The organism is Agromyces sp. Leaf222, assembly GCF_001421565.1.
GTDB lineage: Bacteria > Actinomycetota > Actinomycetes > Actinomycetales > Microbacteriaceae > Agromyces.
In genome coordinates this window covers 77,281-95,077 of the sequence record NZ_LMKQ01000001.1, presented here as the reverse complement: position 1 = coordinate 95,077, position 17,797 = coordinate 77,281, and the positions used below count along the sequence as shown (strand labels likewise).

The following is a 17,797-nucleotide window of genomic DNA, read 5'->3' as shown; positions in this document are numbered from 1 at the left end:
CGAGCCGGAGATCCCCTGTGCCCCCCTCTCTCACGCGCGAGCAGACCGCGGTCTTCGAGGCGATCGAGGGCACGCGCGACCACGTCTTCGTCACGGGTCGTGCCGGCACCGGCAAGTCGACGCTGCTCAACCACCTGAACTTCAACACGCAGAAGCAGATCGTGATCTGCGCCCCCACCGGCGTCGCGGCGCTGAACGTCGGCGGGCAGACGATCCACTCGCTGTTCCGCCTGCCGATCGGGGTCATCGCCGACCAGCAGATCGACCAGAACGACGCCGTGCGCAAGATCCTCAACGCGATGGACACCCTCGTGATCGACGAGATCTCGATGGTCAACGCCGACCTGATGGACGCCATGGACCGCGCGCTGCGGCAGGCGAGGCAGCGCAGGCACGAGCCGTTCGGCGGGGTGCAGGTCGTGCTGTTCGGCGACCCCTACCAGCTCGCCCCCGTGCCGGGCGACGGCGACGAACGGGCCTACTTCGCCGACACCTACGACTCGATGTGGTTCTTCGACGCGAAGGTGTGGCACGAGACCGACCTGCGCATCTTCGAGCTCGGCGAGGTGCACCGCCAGCACGACGCCGAGTTCAAGCACATGCTGAACGCGGTGCGCCACGGCATGGTCACGGCCGAGATCGCCGGGGTGCTGAACGGCATCGGCGCCCGCCGCCCGCTGCCCGAGCACGGCGCGATCACGCTCGCGACGACGAACGGCACGGTCAACCGCATCAACGCGAGCCAGCTGCACCGGCTGCCGGGGCACTCCAAGGCGAACGCCGCCGAGGTCACCGGCGACTTCGGCGGCCGGGCGTACCCGGCCGACGAACGTCTGGAGCTCAAGGTGGGCGCCCAGGTCATGTTCCTGCGCAACGACACCGCCATCGGCCCAGACGGCCAGCGGTGGGTGAACGGCACCATCGGCACCGTCACCCGGCTCGATCGCGAGCTGCGCGTCGAGGTCGACGGCGACGAGCACGAGGTCGAGCCCGCCACCTGGGAGAAGTACAAGTACACCTGGGATCCGGCGCGTAAGAAGCTCGAGCGGCAGATCGTGGCGGAGTTCACGCAGTTCCCGCTGCGGCTCGCGTGGGCGGTCACGATCCACAAGTCGCAGGGCGCCAGCTACGACACCGCGATCGTCGACCTGGGGCCGCGGGTCTTCAGCCCGGGCCAGACGTACGTCGCGCTCAGCCGCCTCACCACGCTCGACGGGCTCTACCTCAGCCGGCCGCTGCGGCCGAGCGACATCATCGTCGATCCGGCGGTCGAACGCTTCATGTCGGGGGCCCACCGGGAGATCGGCTCGGCTTCCTGATCGTTTGCCCGGCCGCGTCGGGTTAGAATCTCGACGAGACACAGCTAGGGGGGCATGTGGCTGCTCGCCGGGGGAATCGGCGACGGCGATGGGGTATCGCCGCCGCAAGCCTCGTCGCGCTCTCGATCGGCCTGCAGGGGTGCTCATTCGGCCCCGCCGATCCGGCAGCGCAGTTCGATCCAGTCGACGCCGCGCTCAGCACCGAGACGGGCGACGCGCTCCAGGGCGTGCTCGAGCAGGCGATCGCGCTGAGCGGTTCGAGCGGCGGCATCGCCGGCGTGTGGGCGCCGTGGGCGGGGGAGTGGACCGCGGCATCCGGAACCGTCTCGTTCGACGAGGGCGCCGCGCCGGTGACCACCGACACCCCGTTCCGCATGGGCACGCTCACGTCCGAGGTGACCTGCGCGATCATGCTGAAGCTCGTCGACGAGGGCCAGCTCGAGTTGAGCGACGAGATCGGCGAGGACGTCGACTGGATCCCCTCGCTCGGCGACATCACCTACGAGCAGCTGTGTCGCCACACCTCGGGCATCGCGGACTACTACCGCGACCTCGAGCGCATCTTCGTGGCGAACCCCCAGCGCACCTGGTCCGACAACGAGCTCGTCGCTGCGGGCATGGGCCTCGACCGAACGGACGCCCCCGGCACCGCCGTGCGGGAGTCCCGCACGGGCGTGCTGCTGGCCGCGATGGGCCTCCAGCGCCACACCGGCAGGTCATGGGCCGACCTCGCGGAGCAGTACGTGTTCGAGCCGCTCGGCATCGAGGACACGTCGATCCCCCCGCCCGACGCCACCGGCAGCGGACTGCTCGGCGCCTATGCCGCGGCGATCGGTGAGGACGGCAAGCCCGACTGCGCGGCGAGGCTCGACCAGTCCGACCAGTCGAGCACGATGGGGGCCGAGGCCGCCGGCGCGACGACCACGCTCGACGACCTGCAGGTGTTCAGCGAGGCGTTCGCCACCGGTGCGCTGCTGTCGAAGAGCACGAAGGCCGACCAGTGGAAGCTGCAGCCGCTCGCCGGCTCGGCGCCCTCCTGGTACGGCGCCGGCATCGGCGGCGCTTCGTACGGCCCGATGCGCGGCGACGTGAGCGAGACCGCCGGCATGCTGACGGCGGCGCTCACCGACCCGAAGTCGGGGTTGACCGTCGTGCTCGTGCTGAACAACTCGACCTCGTCGGATGCGTTCGCGCGCGAGGCGGCGTTCGCGCTGGCCTCCATCGGGTCGAAGGCGGATGCCGCGGCCGGCGCCGAGGCCCCGCTCGTCGAGCTCCCGTGGTCGCTCGAGCAGGCGACGACGAGGATGAACGAGCAGGCGGCCTGCCCGCCGACCGCCTGACCCGGGGATTCCCGCACCGATGCGGAATACCTCCGGGTGAGGTACCGTTGTGTTCAAGCGAATACCCCATGGGGGTACCCGTTCGAACTTCAGGAGGATCACATGAGCACGCACGACGACGCCACCACGACCTACGGCGTGGCCGGCATGACCTGCTCGCACTGCGTCGCGTCCGTGACCGGCGAGCTCGGCCGGCTCGACGGCGTCGCCTCGGTCGACGTCGACCTCGTGGCCGGCGGCGTGTCCCGGGTGACCGTGCGGAGCGCGGGCGCCCTCGACGCCGACCAGGTCGCATCCGCCATCGACGAGGCCGGCTACGAACTGGCCGACCTGGCATCATGACCGCCCAGCAGGTCGACCTCCTCGTCGGCGGCATGACGTGCGCCTCGTGCGCCGCGCGGGTCGAGAAGAAGCTCAACCGCATGCCCGGCGTCGAGGCGACGGTCAATTACGCGACCGAGAAGGCGAGCGTGCGGCTGCCGGACGGCGTCACGGTCGACGACGCGATCGCCACCGTCGAGGCCACCGGGTACACCGCCGCGCTTCCGGCGGCGAAGGTCGCGCCGGTTCCGGCCGCGCACGCACACGGCACGTCGGTCGCGCACGGCGGAACCGACGGCGGGGCCCACGGCGAGTCGCACGGCGGCGGCGGGGAGCACGACCACGGCGACGTGGCATCCCTCCGCCAGCGGTTGATCGTGTCGACCGTGCTCGCGGTGCCCGTCGTGGCGCTCTCGATGATCCCGGCGCTGCAGTTCACGAACTGGCAGTGGCTGGCGTTCGCGCTCGCCGCGCCCGTCGCGCTCTGGGGTGCGTGGCCGTTCCACCGCGCCGCGTGGATCAACCTGCGCCACGGCGCCGCGACCATGGACACGCTCATCAGCGTCGGCGTGCTCGCGGCCCTCGCCTGGTCGGCGTACGCGCTGTTCTTCGGCGAGGCCGGCATGCCCGGCATGACCATGACGTTCCAGTTGTTCACGACGCCCGGCGGAGGCGCCGACGAGATCTACCTCGAGGTCGCGGCCGCCGTGACGGTGTTCGTGCTCGCGGGCCGCTACGCCGAGGCGCGCGCCAAGCGCAGCTCGACCGCGGCGATCTCGGCCCTGCTCGAGATGGGCGCCAGCGAGGCATCCGTGCTGCGCGACGGCGTCGAGGTGCGGATGCCGGTGGCGGACCTCGCGGTCGACGACCGGTTCGTGGTGCGCCCCGGCGAGAAGATCGCCACCGACGGCATCGTGGTCGACGGCTCCTCTGCGGTCGACGCGAGCATGCTCACGGGCGAGTCGGTGCCGGTCGAGGTCGCGCCGGGCGACGGCGTGGTCGGCGCGACGATCAACGTCGGCGGCCGTCTCGTCGTGCGTGCGACGCGCGTGGGCGCCGACACCGAGCTGGCCGCCATGGCGAGGCTCGTCGAGCAGGCGCAGACCGGCAAGGCCGACGTGCAACGCCTGGCCGACCGCGTCTCGGCGGTGTTCGTGCCGATCGTCATCGGGCTCTCGCTCGCCGCGCTCGCCGGTTGGCTGTTCGCGGGCTACGGCCCCGAGGTCGCGTTCACGGCCGCCGTCGCGACGCTCATCGTCGCCTGCCCCTGCGCGCTCGGCCTCGCGACGCCGATGGCCCTGCTCGTCGGCACCGCGCGCGGCGCGCAGCTCGGCATCCTGATCAAGGGCCCGCAGATCCTCGAGTCGACCCGTCGCGTCGACACCATCCTGCTCGACAAGACCGGCACGGTCACGAGCGGGCGGATGTCGCTCGCCGAGGTCGTGCCTGCGTCCGGCGAGAGCGAGGCCGAGGTGCTGCGCTTCGCCGGCGCCGCCGAGTCGGGCTCCGAGCACCCGATCGCCCGTGCGGTCGCGGCGGCGGCCGCCGCATCGAGGGCGCTGCCGCCGGTCGAGTCGTTCGCCTCGACGCAGGGCCTCGGCGTGCAGGCCGTCGTCGACGGTCGCCTCGTGCTCGTCGGCCGCCCGGGGTGGCTGGCCGAGCAGTGGGCGGTCGACCTGCCCGATGCCCTCGGACGGCGACAGGCCGAGCTCGAGGCGGCCGGCGGCACGGTCGTCGCGGTCGCGTGGAACGGCCTGGCCCGCGGCATCCTGAGCGTGACCGACACGGTGAAGCCGAACAGTGCCGCCGCGGTCGCGCAGCTGAAGGCGCTCGGGCTGCGCCCCATGCTGCTCACGGGCGACAACGAGCGCGTGGCCCGCGCCGTGGCCGCCGAGGTCGGCATCGACGAGGTGCGCGCCGAGGTGCTGCCCGCCGAGAAGGCCGAGGTCGTGCGTGCCCTGCAGGCCGAGGGCCGCGTGGTCGCCATGGTCGGCGACGGCGTGAACGATGCCGTCGCGCTCGCGACATCCGACCTCGGCATCGCGATGGGCTCCGGCACCGACGTCGCGATCGAGGCGAGCGACCTCACGCTCGTGCGCAGCGACCTCGTGGCCGTGGTCGACGCGATCCGCCTCTCGCGGCGCACGCTCGGCACGATCAAAGGCAACCTGTTCTGGGCGTTCGCCTACAACGTCGCCGCGATCCCGGTGGCGATGCTCGGCATGCTGAACCCGCTCGTCGCGGGTGCGGCCATGGCGTTCTCGTCGGTGTTCGTCGTGGGCAACAGCCTGCGGCTGCGGCGGTTCCGCGGAGTGCGCTGAGACGCGGAGCCTCGCGAACGGGCGCCCCGGTCGAGTCGGACTCGGCCGGGGCGCCGTGCGTCTCGGGGCGGTCACCCGGAGTTCATCCGGACGTCACCGGCCAGGGGCGGGCTCGGCGTCGCGCCGGGTGCTAGCGTGATCGGCGATAGCGCCTAGGGTTCCGGGATCGAGAGGTCCGACTGGTCCGAGCGGCGCCACGGCCGCCGCCAGTGGGGGCCGTCATCTGACAGGACAAAAGCCCGGAGGACCCCGTTCGTCGCGCCCGCGACGCACCGAAGGGTCCCGTGTCCGTTCCTGCGCTCGTCCTCGTCCTCGCCGCGGCGGTCTGCCACTCGGCGTGGAACATCCTCGCCCACGGCGTCAGCCGCATCGGCATGCCGTTCCTCTGGTGGGGCGCCCTCGTGAGCTCGCTCGTCTGGCTCCCGGTGGTGCCGATGACGGGCGGCCTCGGCGAGGCCGACGTCGGTGGCCTCGTGCTCGGCGCCGGCGTCTCCGCCGTGCTGCACTGCGCGTACATGCTCGTGCTGCAGCGCGGATACGCCACCGGCATGCTCTCGACGGTCTACGCGACCGCCAGGGGAACGGGCCCGCTCATCACCGTGGTGGTCGCGGTGCTCGTGCTCGGCGAGCGGCCGTCGGGCTGGGCGCTCGTCGGCATCGCCGCGATCCTCGCCGGGGTGGTCGGCATCGGGCTGCTCGACCGCGGGGCGTCGGCCGGGCCGACGCCGGCATCCGGGCCGGTGCCGAACCAGCGGCGCCGGCGGGGCCCGGACCCCGCGATCCTCTGGGGCGTCGTGACCGGCGTCGCGATCGCCGCCTACACGCTGTGGGACGCGAACGTCGTGCGCACGTGGGACGTGCCCCCCGTGGCCTTCATGGTCGGCTGCACCGTCGGCGAGTTCCTGCTGTTCACCGCGCTGCTGGGTCGCCGTCGACACGAGCTCCGTGCGGTGGGGCGCGCGCACTGGGTGCGCATCCTGACCTTCGGCGTGCTCTCGCCGCTGTCGTACATCCTCGTGCTCGTCGCGGTGACGCTCGCGCCCGTGGCGCTGGTCGCGCCGATCCGCGAGGTGAGCGTGGTGCTCGTCAGCGCCTTCGGTGCGCTCGTGCTGCGCGAGGGCCGCGGATGGGCGCGGATCGGGGCATCCGTCGTCGTTGTGGCAGGGGTGCTGCTGATCGCGGCGTGAGCGCCGCCGCGGTCACTCGCCGACCGGGCGGATGAAGTGCTCGCCCGAGATGCCCCGGCCCGATGCCGACACGGTGAAGCGCACGATGTCGCTGCGGTAGCGATCGTCGGATGCCTCGAACACGCGCCCGTCCTTGCCTCGCGTCACGCGGCGCAGGCGCAGGATGGGCGATCCGACCTCGACCTCGAGCAGGCGCGCGTCGAGCTCGTCGGCGGCGACGGCGTCGATCTCGTGGTCGACCCCGTCGTACGGGTGCCCGCGCTCGCCGAGGTAGTCGGTGATCGACACGGTGTCGAGGTCGACGTCGAAGAGCACGCGCCCGACCTCCTCGATGAACGCGAGGCGCTCGAGCATGGTCGGCCGGCCGTCGAGGGTGCGGAGGCGGGTCACCTCGACGATCAGGTCGCCGGGCTCGATGCGGAGCAGCTCGACGTGGTCGTCGTCGGCCCGACGGAGCGAGACCTCCTGCGTGTGCGCCCCCGGCTCGGCGCCCATCTCGCGCGCCCACTTCGTGAACGGGATCGACACGTCGACGGCCTGGTGCGCCTTGCGCCGCACGACCCGGCTGGGGCGGCCGCGGGTCGTCTCGATCAGCCCCTCGGCGCGGAGCTCGGCGAGGGCGTTGCGGATCGGCCCGCGCGAGGTGTTCCACTGCTGGGCGAGCTCGCCCTCGGTGGGGACATCGTCGCCGGGCGCGAGCTGCCCGTTGGCGATGCGCTGTCGGAGGTCGTCGGCGATGGACTTGTAGACACTGATGGGCACATAGGCACACTACTTGTGTATATGGGTCCGCGTCACGCGGTCTCGAAGTGTTCACCTCCCGACCTCCGCGGTGAACACCGCGTGAATAGGACCTCAGTTAGGTATATAAGCCGGTTTCGGGATGGCAGCATTGCCGACGTCCCCAACCGGAACCACTGCCTGAAAGGCCATCATGTCCACGCGCTTCACCCGCTCCCTCCTCGCCCTCGTCGGCGTGGGAGCGCTCGCCGTCACCCTCGCCGCGTGCTCCAGCACCGCTGAAGCCGGCACCAGCACGTCCGGAGACACCGCTTCGTTCGCCGTCGACGAGAACACCCTCGTGTTCGGCGTCGTTCCCGACTCGGTCGACACCGAGACCAACTACCAGCCGCTCATGGACTACATCGCCCAGGAGACCGGCAAGACCGTCGAGTACCACGAGTCGACCGACTACGCCGCCCTCATCGAGGCCGCGGTCGCCGGCAAGATCGACGTCGCATCGTTCTCGGGCTTCACCTACGTCACCGCCAAGAACAACGGCGCCGAGATCACGCCGGTCTCATCGATCATCACCGCTGAGGGCCAGGAGCCCGGGTACTACTCGCAGGCGATCGTGCCCAAGGGCAGCGACATCACCGACCTCGCCGGCTTCGAGGGCAAGAAGGTCTGCTTCGTCGACCCGTCGTCGACCTCGGGCTACCTGTTCCCGTCGTACAACCTGCTCGAAGAGGGCATCGACCCCGAGACCGACGTCACGCCGGTCTTCGCGGGCAAGCACGACGTCTCGGTGACCAAGGTCGGCGAGGGCGTCGAGTGCGACGCCGGCTTCGCCGAGGACAGCGAGGTCGCCAAGAGCGACAAGGTCGAGATCGTCGCCGAGACCATGGTTCCCGGCGCGCCGATCGTCGTGTCCGACACGCTCCCCGAGGAGCTGAAGACGCAGCTCGCGGGCATCCTCGCCGAGGTCAGCATCGACGACATCATCGCGTCGGGCATCGACTCGGCGGACTCCGACGGCTTCCGCAGCGTGTTCTACGCGACCTCGCCGGTGGATGACGCGTACTACGACACCATCCGCGACATCTGCGAGAAGACGAACGCGGAGCAGTGCCAGGGCTGACGCCCTGCCGCTGAACGACCGACCGCCGAACGACGACCGCTGACCGATCCACCCGGCAACGACCGAACCGGAGCATGACATGAGCCAGACATCCGTCATCGACATCGAGGGCCTCACCAAGGAGTACGGACGCACCGTCGCGCTGCGCGACGTCGCACTCCGAGTGGAGCCCGGCGAGATCGTGGTGCTGCTCGGCCTCTCGGGCTCGGGCAAGTCGACCCTGCTGCGGCAGGTCGTCGGGCTCGAGGGCCCGACCTCCGGGGGCGTTCGCGTGCTCGGCGAGGAGGTGCCGTCCCTCACCGGACGGCGCCTCCGCGCCCTGCGCAGCCGCGTCGGCTTCGTCTTCCAGCAGTTCGAACTGGTGCCCTCGCTCACGGTGCTCGAGAACGTCCTGACGGGCGCGCTCGCCGAGCTCCGCGGGCCGCGGCTCGGGCTCTGGGCCTACCCGCGCCGGCTCAAGCTCACGGCGCTCGGCCACCTCGACCGCGTCGGCCTGCTCGATCGCGCCTACCAGCGTGCCGACACCCTCTCGGGCGGCCAGCAGCAGCGCGTCGCGATCGCCCGGGCGCTCATGCAGGACCCCGAGATCCTGCTGGCCGACGAGCCGGTCGCCTCGCTCGACCCCGAGTCCAGCGACCAGGTCATGGCCCTCATCCGCGAGATCGCGATGGACGCGGGCCTCACCGTCGTCTGCAGCCTCCACCAGGTCGACCTCGCGCTCTCGTGGGGCGACCGCATCGTCGGACTCCGACATGGCGAGGTCGTGCTCGACACGCCCGCGGCCGGCCTCTCGAAGGCCGAGGTCATGGAGGTCTACGGCCGCGTCGCGACCTCGACGGCCGAGCTGAAGGCGATCGAGACCGAACTCGCCGTCCCCGCCGTGCAGACGGGATCGGCGACGCACTCATGACCACCCTGACCACCCCGGTGCGGCCCGCGGCCGATCCGGATCCCCGCGCCTCGGTCGCCGAGCGCGCGCCGAAGCGCCCCATCTCCGCCGAGCGCATCGCCGCAGGCACCACGCTCCTCGCGATCGTCGCCGTTGCCGCCTACGCCGTGATGGAGTCCGGCATCTCGATCTCGGGCATGGTCGAGAGCTGGGGTCACGCCGAGCGCTTCTTCGAGCGTGTCGGCACGATCGAGTTCCCCGAGGCCGGCGAGCTCCTCTACCTCACGGCGCTCACCGTCGGACTCGTGCTCTGCGGCACGCTCTTCGCCGCCGTCGTCTCGGTGCCGGTCGCCTACCTCGCCGCGTCGAACACGACGCCGGGTGCGGGTTGGCAGGCGTTCGGCCGCTTCATCACGGTGCTCACCAGGGCGATCCCCGACGTCGTGCTCGCCATGGTGTTCGTGCTCATGTTCTCGATCGGCACGCTGCCGGGCATCCTCGCGATCGGCATCCACTCCATCGGCATGATCTCCAAGCTCTTCGCCGACGCGATCGAGCAGATCGACGAGGGCCCGCGCCGCGCCATCCGTGCCGCCGGCGGTTCGAAGCTGCAGGAGTTCACGAGCGGCATCCTGCCCCAGGTGCTGCCCTCGTGGGTCGCGACCGTGCTGCACCGCAATGACATCAACCTGCGCGGCTCGGTCGTGCTCGGCTACGTCGGCGTCGCCGGCCTCGGCCTCGAGATGAGCTACGCCTTCAAGTCGCTGAACTACTCGCTCGGCCTCGGCATCGCGCTCGTGATGTTCGCGCTCTGCGTGGTCATGGAGATCGTCTCGAGCATCGTGCGCAAGGCCATGCTCGGCGTCGCCCCCACCGGTCGTGGCCTCGGCGACCGCGTCGTGCGCATCGCCGGTCGAGTAGGCGCGCAGCGCCGTATCGAGACCCGAGACGGGACGGGCCTCGATACGCCTCCTTCGTCGGCTACTCGACCGGCGGGGGCGGCCTCCGGTTCCGGCCGTGCCGCGGCATCCGACCTCGAAGCGGCCCTGCACCGCCCATGGACGGGGGCGCGCGTGCGCAACACCGCATGGGCGTGGATCGCGGTGCTCGTCGTCGTCGGCAGCGTGCTCATCTGCGACATCCGCTGGGCCGACCTCGTCACGTTCTGGGCGAAGGTGCCCGCGATCGCCGTGCAGTTCTGGCCGCCGAGCTTCGGCAACTACGACGCCGAGACGATGTTCGGGGCCATGGGCACCACGATCGGCATCGCGCTCGCCGCCACGCTGCTCTCCTTCGTCTTCTCGGTGGCCATCGGCTCGCTGGCCGCCCGCAACGTCGCGCCGAACGGCACCGTTCGCGGGTCGATGCGACTGCTGCTCGTCATCATCCGCGGGGTGCCGGAGGTGATCCTGGCCATCGTGCTCATCGTCATCACCGGGCTCGGCAGCCAGGCGGGCACGATCGCGCTCGCCTTCGGCGGCATCGGCCTGCTCGGCAAGCTCATCGGCGACTCGTTCGAGGAGGTCAAGTCCGGCCCCGAGCGAGCGCTGAAGGCGACCGGGGCGTCGCGCGGGCAGGTCTACGCCTCCGCGACGCTGCCGCAGGGCAAGCGCGCGCTGATCGGGCACAGCTTCTACCTGCTCGACACGAACATCCGCGCGGCGACGATCCTCGGCATCGTGGGCGGCGGCGGCGTCGGCTACTACCTGCTGAACGCCGGGCAGGGCTCGAACTACGCCGTCGTCACGGCGATCGTGCTCATGATCCTCGCCACCGTGCTCGTCGTGGAGGGCCTGGCCGTGTGGATGCGGCGGGTATTCCGTTGAGCGCGGCAGCCACCACCGGCGCGTCGGCCGCGTCGGGCGAGCGCTTCGACGTCGCCGTCGTCGGCTCCGGCATCATCGGCCTCGGCGCCGCGCTCGCCGCGAACGCACGCGGGTTGCGCGTCGTCGTCATCGAGCGCGGCAGCGAACCGACCGGAGCCTCGATCCGCAACTTCGGACACCTGTGCATCACGCCCCAGCACGGCTTGGCGCGCGAGTTCGCGCTCGCCTCGCGCGAGATCTGGTTGAAGCTCGCGGCCGAGGCCGGGGTCTGGGTGCGCGAGTCCGGCACGCTCGTCGCGGCCCGCCACGCCGATGAGCTCGCCGTGCTCGAGGAGTTCGCGGGCATGCGCGGCGACGAGGTCGCACTGCTCACGGCGGAGCAGGTCGACGAAGCGCTGCCGATCGCGCCCGGCGCGGCGGTCGGCGGCGCGTTCCTGCCGATGGACCTGCAGGCGAACCCTCGCCAGGCGGTCACCGCGGTCGCCGCGTACCTCGCCCGCAACGGGGTCGAGTTCCGCTGGCGCACCGCGGTGGGTGCGGTGCACCCCGGCCGCGTCGAGACGAGTCGTGGGCCGGTGCACGCCGACGAGATCGTCGTGGCGACCAACCACGACCTCGACCTGCTCTACCCCGAGCTCGCCGAACGGCACGGCATCGAGCGCTGCGGGCTCGACATGCTGCGCGTCTCGGCACGGCTGTCGCGCCCGTTGGTGGCGCCGCTGCTGACCGGCTGGTCGCTCGTGCGGTACGGCGCCTTCTCGGCGACGGATGCCGCGGCCGCCCTGAAGCGGCGCCTGCAGGCCGAGGACCCGGTGCTCGCCGCGCTCGACCTCAATCAGATGTACACACAACTGCCCGACGGCTCCCTCATCGTCGGCGACACGCACTACCGCGGAACGTCGATCGCGCCCTTCCAGGACGAGACGGCGTTCGAGTCGCTGCTCGCCGTCACGCGCGAGCTCTTCGGCCTCGCCGAGCTGCGCGTGATCGAACGCTGGCAGGGCGTCTACGCGAGCGGACCAGAGGACTTCCTCATCGAACGACCCGAGCCGGGTGTCAGCGTCATCGCCGCGACCACCGGCATCGGCATGACCACCGGGCTCGGGCTCGCCGAGCACGTCGTGGCCGGACTCACCGGCGAACGCGCCACCACCACCGCTCTGAAAGGCATCGCATGACCACCGCATCCACGCTCGCAACCGCCCCCGGAACCGAGGCAGCTCCTGCCGCCGCGCTCGCACCTCGCGCACTGGGCGACGTCGAGCTCATCGTGCTCGACATGGCCGGAACGACCGTTACCGACGACGGCGCCGTCGAGCAGGCGTTCACCCTCGCTGCGGAGCGCAGCGGCATCGCGCTCGATGACTTCGAGGGTTCGCTGCAGTACGTGCGAGACACCATGGGCCAGTCGAAGATCGAGGTCTTCCGCGTGCTCGCCGACGGCGACGAGCAGGCCGCCCAGCGTGCCAACGCCGCCTTCGAGGGCGCCTACGCCGAGATCGTCGAGCGCGACGGCGCCACCGAGGTCGAGGGTGCGGCCGACGTGATCCGCGAACTGCGTGAGGCCGGGGCATCCGTCGTCTTCACGACCGGGTTCGCGCCGACCACGCGCGACGCCGTGCTCGACGCGCTCGGCTGGCACGGCCTCGCCGACCTGGCCCTGTCGCCGGTCGACGCGGGTCGCGGTCGCCCGTTCCCCGACCTGCCGCTCACGGCGCTCCTGCGCTCGGGCGCGACGAGCGTCTCGTCGATGGTCGTCGTCGGCGACACGAGCAGCGACGTCGAGGCCGGCACCCGGGCCGGCGCCGGCCTCGTCGTCGGCGTGCTCACGGGCGCGCACGACCGGGCCGCGCTCGAGGGCGCCGGCGCCCACGCCGTGATCGAGAGCATCCGCGACCTCCCCGCCCTGCTCGGCCTCCGCGGCGAGTGACCGGCATGACGCTCACGCTCCCCACCGGCGTCGACGTGAACGTCGCGCCTGCCCCCGTCGCGATGGTGTGGAACGAACCCGGCGCCCCGCACCAGTCGGTGGCGACGCCCGGCGTGCGGCTGGCGCCTGGGGACGCGCTCGTGCAGGTCGAGTACGCGACCGTCTGCGGCTCCGACGTGCACACCGTGCGCGGCGACCGCTCGGCGCCCACGCCGCTCGTGCTCGGCCACGAGCAGGTGGGTCGCGTCGTGGCGATGGGCGACGGTGCCGTCCGCGCCGACGGCACCCCGCTCGAGCTCGGCGACCGGGTCGTCTGGTCGGTTGCCGTCAGCTGCGGCACCTGCGACCGGTGCGCCCGCGGCATCCCGCAGAAGTGCCGAACGCTCGCCAAGTACGGCCACGAGCGCATCTCGCGCGGCTGGGAACTCACCGGCGGGTTCGCCACCCACGTGCACGTGCGCGCGGGGTCGTCGATCGTGGTGGTCGGCGAGGAGCTGCCCGCCGAGGTCGCCGCCGCGGCCTCCTGCGCCACGGCCACCGCCGTCGCCGCCGTCGACGCGGCATCGGCGACGGTCGACCTCGACGGGTCGCTCGTGCTCATCACCGGCGGCGGCATGGTCGGGCTCACGGCGGCGGCGATCGCGGTCGAGGCCGGCGCCGAGGTGATCGTCTCCGATCCGGATGCCTCGCGCCGGGCGTTCGCGCGGCGGCTCGGGGCCATCGCGGCCGACCCGAAGGCGAAGAAGGGCACGCCGGAGCACCTCGACCAGGTGCTCGCGGTTCGCGCGCAGCGCGGCCTGAACGAGATCCTCGTCGCGATCGAGGCATCCGGAGCCGCAGCCGCGGTCGAGACCGCGATCAAGCGGGTCGGCGTAGGGGGAGCGGTCGTGCTCGTCGGCAGCGTGTCGCCCGGACCCGCGATCTCGGTCGACGCCGAGTCGATCGTGCGCCGGCTCGTGAGAGTGAGCGGGGTGCACAACTACACGCCGTCGCAGCTGGTTCGCGCCGTGGCGTTCCTGGAGCGCTCGCACCGCACCGTGCCGCTCGCGCGACTCGTCGGCACCGCCTACCCGCTGCACGAACTGGATCGGGCGCTCGAAGACGCGGCGACCGGACGGCATGTGCGCGTCGGCGTGATGACGGGGGTGTGAGCGGGTCGGCCTGACTCGGTCGGGCGAGGCGGGGATGGCGGGCGGATGCCGCGATTCCGCGCCGCGCGCGACGCCCCCGCCCAGTAGGGTGGTCGAGGCGTGCCGACCGACGGCCGCCATCGACGCTGGAGTGCACGCATGTCGACCGGCGAGGGCACTTCCGAGGAGACCCGGTGACGAGACCGAACGCACGCACCCTCGCCCTCCGCATCGCGGGAGAGCTGCGCGAGCGCACGACCGAGATGCCGCGCACCTACGCGTTCGCCCTGCGCGACGACAAGCAGCTGCGCGTGATCGACCAGACCACGGCGGCGGGTGCGCGGGTGCTCATCTTCGAGGCGTATCGCGGCAGCGTCGGCGTCTACGGTCAGTACCCGACGGTCCGGCTCGACGGCTCGGCAGACGACGTCTGGTTCGGCGAGCGGATGTCGGCGCGAGACGAGGGCAACGCCCTCACCGTGCTCGAGAACGCGCTCGTCACCCAGCTCGAGGGCGGCGACTTCGAGCGACGCGATGCCGACATGCGCATCGACGTGCGCGAGGGCGCATCCGGCGCCTCGCCGTACCTGCCGCGGTTCGCGCCCGCCGACTACGCCCGGGTGCTCGCGCGCGGGTCGCTGATCACGGCGTTCTGGGCGTTCGTCGTCGCGTGGGTCGTTTTCATCGCCGGGGCCGTGCTCGCGGCATCCGTCGGCCTGGTGGGCTCGGCCCTCACGATCGTCGGCATGGTGCTCGCGCAGCTGCTCGCCGTGGTCGCCGTCGCCGTCGCCGGCTCCGCGGGCCGAAGCGGCAACGGCACGCGCACGCTCGTGCTCGCGATCCTCGCGTTCATCTGGGTGCCGCTCGCGTCGGCGATGCCGGTCGGGGCGTTCCTCGCGCTCGTCGGCGGCGCGCTCCTGGTCGCGGCGGCGGCCTCCGCGGCGGCGGTGCGCGTGTGGGTTCCGCTCGCGGGGTTCAGCGCGGTGGGCCTGGTCGCGTCGATCGTCGGCGCGATGCTCTGGGCATCGGCGCCGGTCGCGGCGAGCGTCGTGGTCGGACTCGGCATGATCGCCGCGGCCGTCGTCGCTGCGGCGATGATCCGTCGAGCGTGGGCCGCGGCATCCGCCCGCTCGGCACTCGCGACGCAGCGCTGACGCGACCCGAGCGGTCGAGTCGGACGTGCGGGAGCACTAGGCCGATCGCAGGATCGACGTCATCTTCTTGCCGCGTGCGACCTCGTCGACCAGCTTGTCCATGTAGCGGATCTGCTGCATCAACGGATCTTCGATCTCCTCGACCCGCATGCCGCAGATGACGCCCGTGATCAGCGACGCGTTCGGGTTCATGGCCGGCGCCTCGGCGAAGAAGGCGCGCAGGTCGGTGCCGTCGGCGATGACGCGCTCGAGGCCCGCCTCGTCGTATCCGGTCAGCCAGGAGAGCACCTCGTCGACCTCGCCGCGGTGGTGGCCCTTGCGTTCGACCTTCTGCACGTAGAGCGGGTAGAGGCTCGCGAAGCTCATGCCGAAAAGGCGCTGCTCTCGGTGCTCGGCGCTCTCGACCATGGGTGCAGGTTAGCCCACGCGTCCCCGTAAACGGCGAACGACCGATTGCACCAAGAGGTGTACGTGCCAGAACGATATGGAGCCGATGACGGGAATCGAACCCGCGCTATCTGCTTGGGAAGCAGAAGTTCTGCCATTGAACTACATCGGCGTGCGGCATCCGTCTGCCGTGTGACGGCCTTCGGAGCAACGAGAGTCATCCTAGCAAGCGCGTTGCTACGCTGGCACCGTGCTTCTCTCGGATCGTGACATCAAGGCCGAACTCGAGCTGGGGCGCGTGCGTCTCGAACCGTCAGACCCCGCCATGCTGCAGCCGAGCAGCGTCGATGTGCGGCTCGACCGATACTTCAGGTTGTTCGACAACCACAAGTACCCGTTCATCGATCCGGCCGAAGACCAGCCCGAGCTGACGCATCTCATCGAGGTGCGGCCCGACGAGGCCTTCATCCTGCACCCGGGCGAGTTCGTGCTCGCGTCGACCTACGAAGCGGTGACCCTGCCCGACGACGTGGCCGCGCGGCTCGAGGGCAAGAGCTCGCTCGGGCGCCTCGGCCTGCTGACGCATTCGACGGCCGGCTTCATCGATCCCGGCTTCACGGGGCATGTCACGCTCGAGCTCAGCAACGTCGCGACGCTGCCGATCAAGCTCTGGCCGGGCATGAAGATCGGCCAGATGTGCTTCTTCCGCCTGTCGTCGCCGAGCGAGCGGCCCTACGGCTCGGCCGAGTACAGCTCCCGCTACCAGGGCCAGCGCGGCCCGACCGCGTCGCGTTCGTTCCACAACTTCCACCGAACGGATGTCGGCGCGACCGACGCGGGGTCGCTCGGCCGCTGAGCTCACGTCTTCCGGCGTCATACCGCAGGACACTCGGCGTCAAGCCCTCGTTTCCGGACGGCCGAGCGGGTAGGCATAGGTCATGCCGACACCGGAGTCCAGCGCTGAGCGCGCGCCGAGCACGAACCGTCCGACCGTGCCCGGCGGCGCGACGTTCGGCATCGAGGAGGAGTTCGTGCTCCTCGAGCCCGAGAGCCTGCGGCCGGTCGCCCTCAGCACCGAGGCCCTCGCGGTGCTGAAGCCCGAGTTCGACGAGGCGACGACCGAGTTCCTCGCCTCGCAGGTCGAGATCGCGACCGGCGTGTGCCGCACGGCCGATGAGGCGCTCGAGGAGCTCGAGGCGTTCCGCGCGGCGCTCGCCGAGGTGGCCGGCGATCTCGGCGTGGTGGCCGCGGCGACCGGCACGCCCTACGAGGTCGAACGCGCTCCCGAGGTGACGCGGGCGCTGCGGTACGAGCACATCCGCGACGACATCGGCGCCATGGTCGACGACCACCAGGTCTGCGGCATGCACGTGCACATCGGGGTCCCGGATGCCGCGGAGCGCGTGCGCGTGCTCAACGGCCTTCGTGCGTGGATGCCGGTGCTCACCGCCGTGGCCGCGAACTCCCCGTTCTGGCACGGCGAGGACACCGGGTTCGCGAGCTGGCGCACGGTCGTGATGCGGCGCTGGACCACCGCGGGAATCCCGTCGCGGTTCGTCGACGTCGACGACTACGACCGTCGCATCAGCGATCTCGTCGGCATCGGCGCGACGCGCGACAAGCCCCTCGTCGCGTGGACGCTGCGACTCTCGCATCACCTGCCGACGATCGAGCTGCGCTTCGCCGACGCGCAGCTGCTCGCGGAGGACTCGGTGGCGATCGCCCTGCTCTGCCGCAGGATCGTGCGCGGCATCCTGCAGGGTGGCGGCCGTCACGACGACGCGGAGGGCAGGTTCGCCCCGGAGGTCCTCGATGCCGCCGTCTGGGAGGCGGCGCGGCACGGCATGGCGTCCGCGGTGCCAGACCCGGTGCGCGGCATCATGGCCCCGGCCGCCGAGGTCATCGCGTCCGCCCTCGCGATGCACGGCGACGACGACGGTTGCCCGGCGGCCGTCGCCGCCCTGCTCGAACGCGGCACGGGCGCGGATCGACAGCGCGCCGCATTCGCCGAGCACGGGGTGGCCGGCGTTCGGGCGTGCGTCGCCGTGTCCGAACCGGCGGGCGGCGGCCGCCGACTGGCGGGTTGACGGCGTGAATCCGGCTACGATCGTCGGTTCCGGATGCCGCGTGCC

16 protein-coding genes and 1 tRNA gene are annotated in these 17,797 nt (G+C 71.6%); 14 read left to right on the top strand and 3 right to left on the bottom strand.

Annotated features, from left to right (window positions below; genetic code table 11):
* The first annotated feature begins 17 nt into the window (after positions 1 to 17).
* From ASE68_RS00465 to ASE68_RS00445, 5 genes are all read left to right on the top strand, one after another.
* Entirely contained in the window at positions 18 to 1,319 is a 1,302-nt protein-coding gene (locus tag ASE68_RS00465; RefSeq protein ID WP_055853959.1) for an ATP-dependent RecD-like DNA helicase, read from the top strand.
* Positions 1,320 to 1,375: 56 nt separating this feature from the next.
* Entirely contained in the window at positions 1,376 to 2,659 is a 1,284-nt protein-coding gene (locus ASE68_RS00460) for a serine hydrolase (RefSeq protein WP_055853957.1), read from the top strand.
* Between the two features lie 102 nt (positions 2,660 to 2,761).
* Complete coding sequence (locus tag ASE68_RS00455) at positions 2,762 to 3,001, top strand: heavy-metal-associated domain-containing protein (protein ID WP_055853955.1); 240 nt, start codon at positions 2,762 to 2,764, stop codon at positions 2,999 to 3,001.
* Positions 2,998 to 5,301 (top strand): cation-translocating P-type ATPase, encoded by a 2,304-nt coding sequence (locus ASE68_RS00450; RefSeq protein WP_055853951.1) that lies wholly within the window; start codon positions 2,998 to 3,000, stop codon positions 5,299 to 5,301. Before ASE68_RS00455 ends, ASE68_RS00450 begins: the two co-directional genes overlap by 4 nt.
* 284 nt (positions 5,302 to 5,585) lie before the next feature.
* Entirely contained in the window at positions 5,586 to 6,488 is a 903-nt protein-coding gene (locus tag ASE68_RS00445) for an EamA family transporter (RefSeq protein WP_055853949.1), read from the top strand.
* 12 nt (positions 6,489 to 6,500) lie between these two features.
* Here the strand turns inward: ASE68_RS00445 and ASE68_RS00440 are convergent, their stop codons facing one another.
* Positions 6,501 to 7,250: a GntR family transcriptional regulator gene (locus tag ASE68_RS00440; RefSeq protein ID WP_082461732.1), complete on the bottom strand. Its 750-nt coding sequence runs from the start codon at positions 7,248 to 7,250 to the stop codon at positions 6,501 to 6,503.
* 172 nt (positions 7,251 to 7,422) lie between these two features.
* On the opposite strand from ASE68_RS00440, the gene ASE68_RS00435 reads away from it, so the two are divergent.
* The 7 genes from ASE68_RS00435 to ASE68_RS00405 all read left to right on the top strand — a co-directional run bounded on the left by ASE68_RS00435 (position 7,423) and on the right by ASE68_RS00405 (position 15,278).
* Entirely contained in the window at positions 7,423 to 8,349 is a 927-nt protein-coding gene (locus tag ASE68_RS00435) for a phosphate/phosphite/phosphonate ABC transporter substrate-binding protein (protein WP_055853946.1), read from the top strand.
* A 79-nt stretch (positions 8,350 to 8,428) separates the two neighbouring features.
* A complete protein-coding gene (phnC, locus tag ASE68_RS00430) occupies positions 8,429 to 9,259 on the top strand; it encodes a phosphonate ABC transporter ATP-binding protein (RefSeq protein ID WP_055853943.1) in 831 nt (276 codons plus the stop codon).
* Complete coding sequence (locus ASE68_RS00425; protein WP_055853942.1) at positions 9,256 to 11,064, top strand: ABC transporter permease; 1,809 nt, start codon at positions 9,256 to 9,258, stop codon at positions 11,062 to 11,064. Before phnC ends, ASE68_RS00425 begins: the two co-directional genes overlap by 4 nt.
* Positions 11,061 to 12,242 (top strand): TIGR03364 family FAD-dependent oxidoreductase, encoded by a 1,182-nt coding sequence (locus ASE68_RS00420; RefSeq protein WP_055853939.1) that lies wholly within the window; start codon positions 11,061 to 11,063, stop codon positions 12,240 to 12,242. The genes ASE68_RS00425 and ASE68_RS00420 overlap by 4 nt, the downstream gene beginning before the upstream one ends.
* On the top strand, positions 12,239 to 12,994 hold the full coding sequence (locus ASE68_RS00415) for a phosphonatase-like hydrolase (protein WP_082461729.1): 756 nt from the start codon (positions 12,239 to 12,241) through the stop codon (positions 12,992 to 12,994). Before ASE68_RS00420 ends, ASE68_RS00415 begins: the two co-directional genes overlap by 4 nt.
* A gap of 5 nt (positions 12,995 to 12,999) precedes the next feature.
* Entirely contained in the window at positions 13,000 to 14,145 is a 1,146-nt protein-coding gene (locus tag ASE68_RS00410) for an alcohol dehydrogenase catalytic domain-containing protein (RefSeq protein WP_055860373.1), read from the top strand.
* A gap of 173 nt (positions 14,146 to 14,318) precedes the next feature.
* Complete coding sequence (locus ASE68_RS00405; protein WP_055853936.1) at positions 14,319 to 15,278, top strand: hypothetical protein; 960 nt, start codon at positions 14,319 to 14,321, stop codon at positions 15,276 to 15,278.
* Positions 15,279 to 15,314: 36 nt separating this feature from the next.
* Here ASE68_RS00405 and ASE68_RS00400 read toward each other — a convergent pair whose 3' ends face one another.
* Positions 15,315 to 15,686 (bottom strand): DUF2200 domain-containing protein, encoded by a 372-nt coding sequence (locus ASE68_RS00400; protein ID WP_055853934.1) that lies wholly within the window; start codon positions 15,684 to 15,686, stop codon positions 15,315 to 15,317.
* 77 nt (positions 15,687 to 15,763) lie between these two features.
* A tRNA-Gly gene (locus tag ASE68_RS00395) sits at positions 15,764 to 15,837 on the bottom strand.
* Between the two features lie 78 nt (positions 15,838 to 15,915).
* On the opposite strand from ASE68_RS00395, the gene dcd reads away from it, so the two are divergent.
* Positions 15,916 to 16,521 carry a dCTP deaminase gene (gene dcd / locus ASE68_RS00390; protein ID WP_055853931.1) on the top strand — a complete coding sequence of 202 codons (606 nt, stop codon included), beginning with the start codon at positions 15,916 to 15,918 and terminating at the stop codon, positions 16,519 to 16,521.
* Between the two features lie 82 nt (positions 16,522 to 16,603).
* Positions 16,604 to 17,752, top strand: coding sequence for a YbdK family carboxylate-amine ligase (locus ASE68_RS00385; RefSeq protein ID WP_082461726.1), 1,149 nt, complete (start codon positions 16,604 to 16,606; stop codon positions 17,750 to 17,752).
* The last annotated feature ends 45 nt before the right edge of the window (positions 17,753 to 17,797 follow it).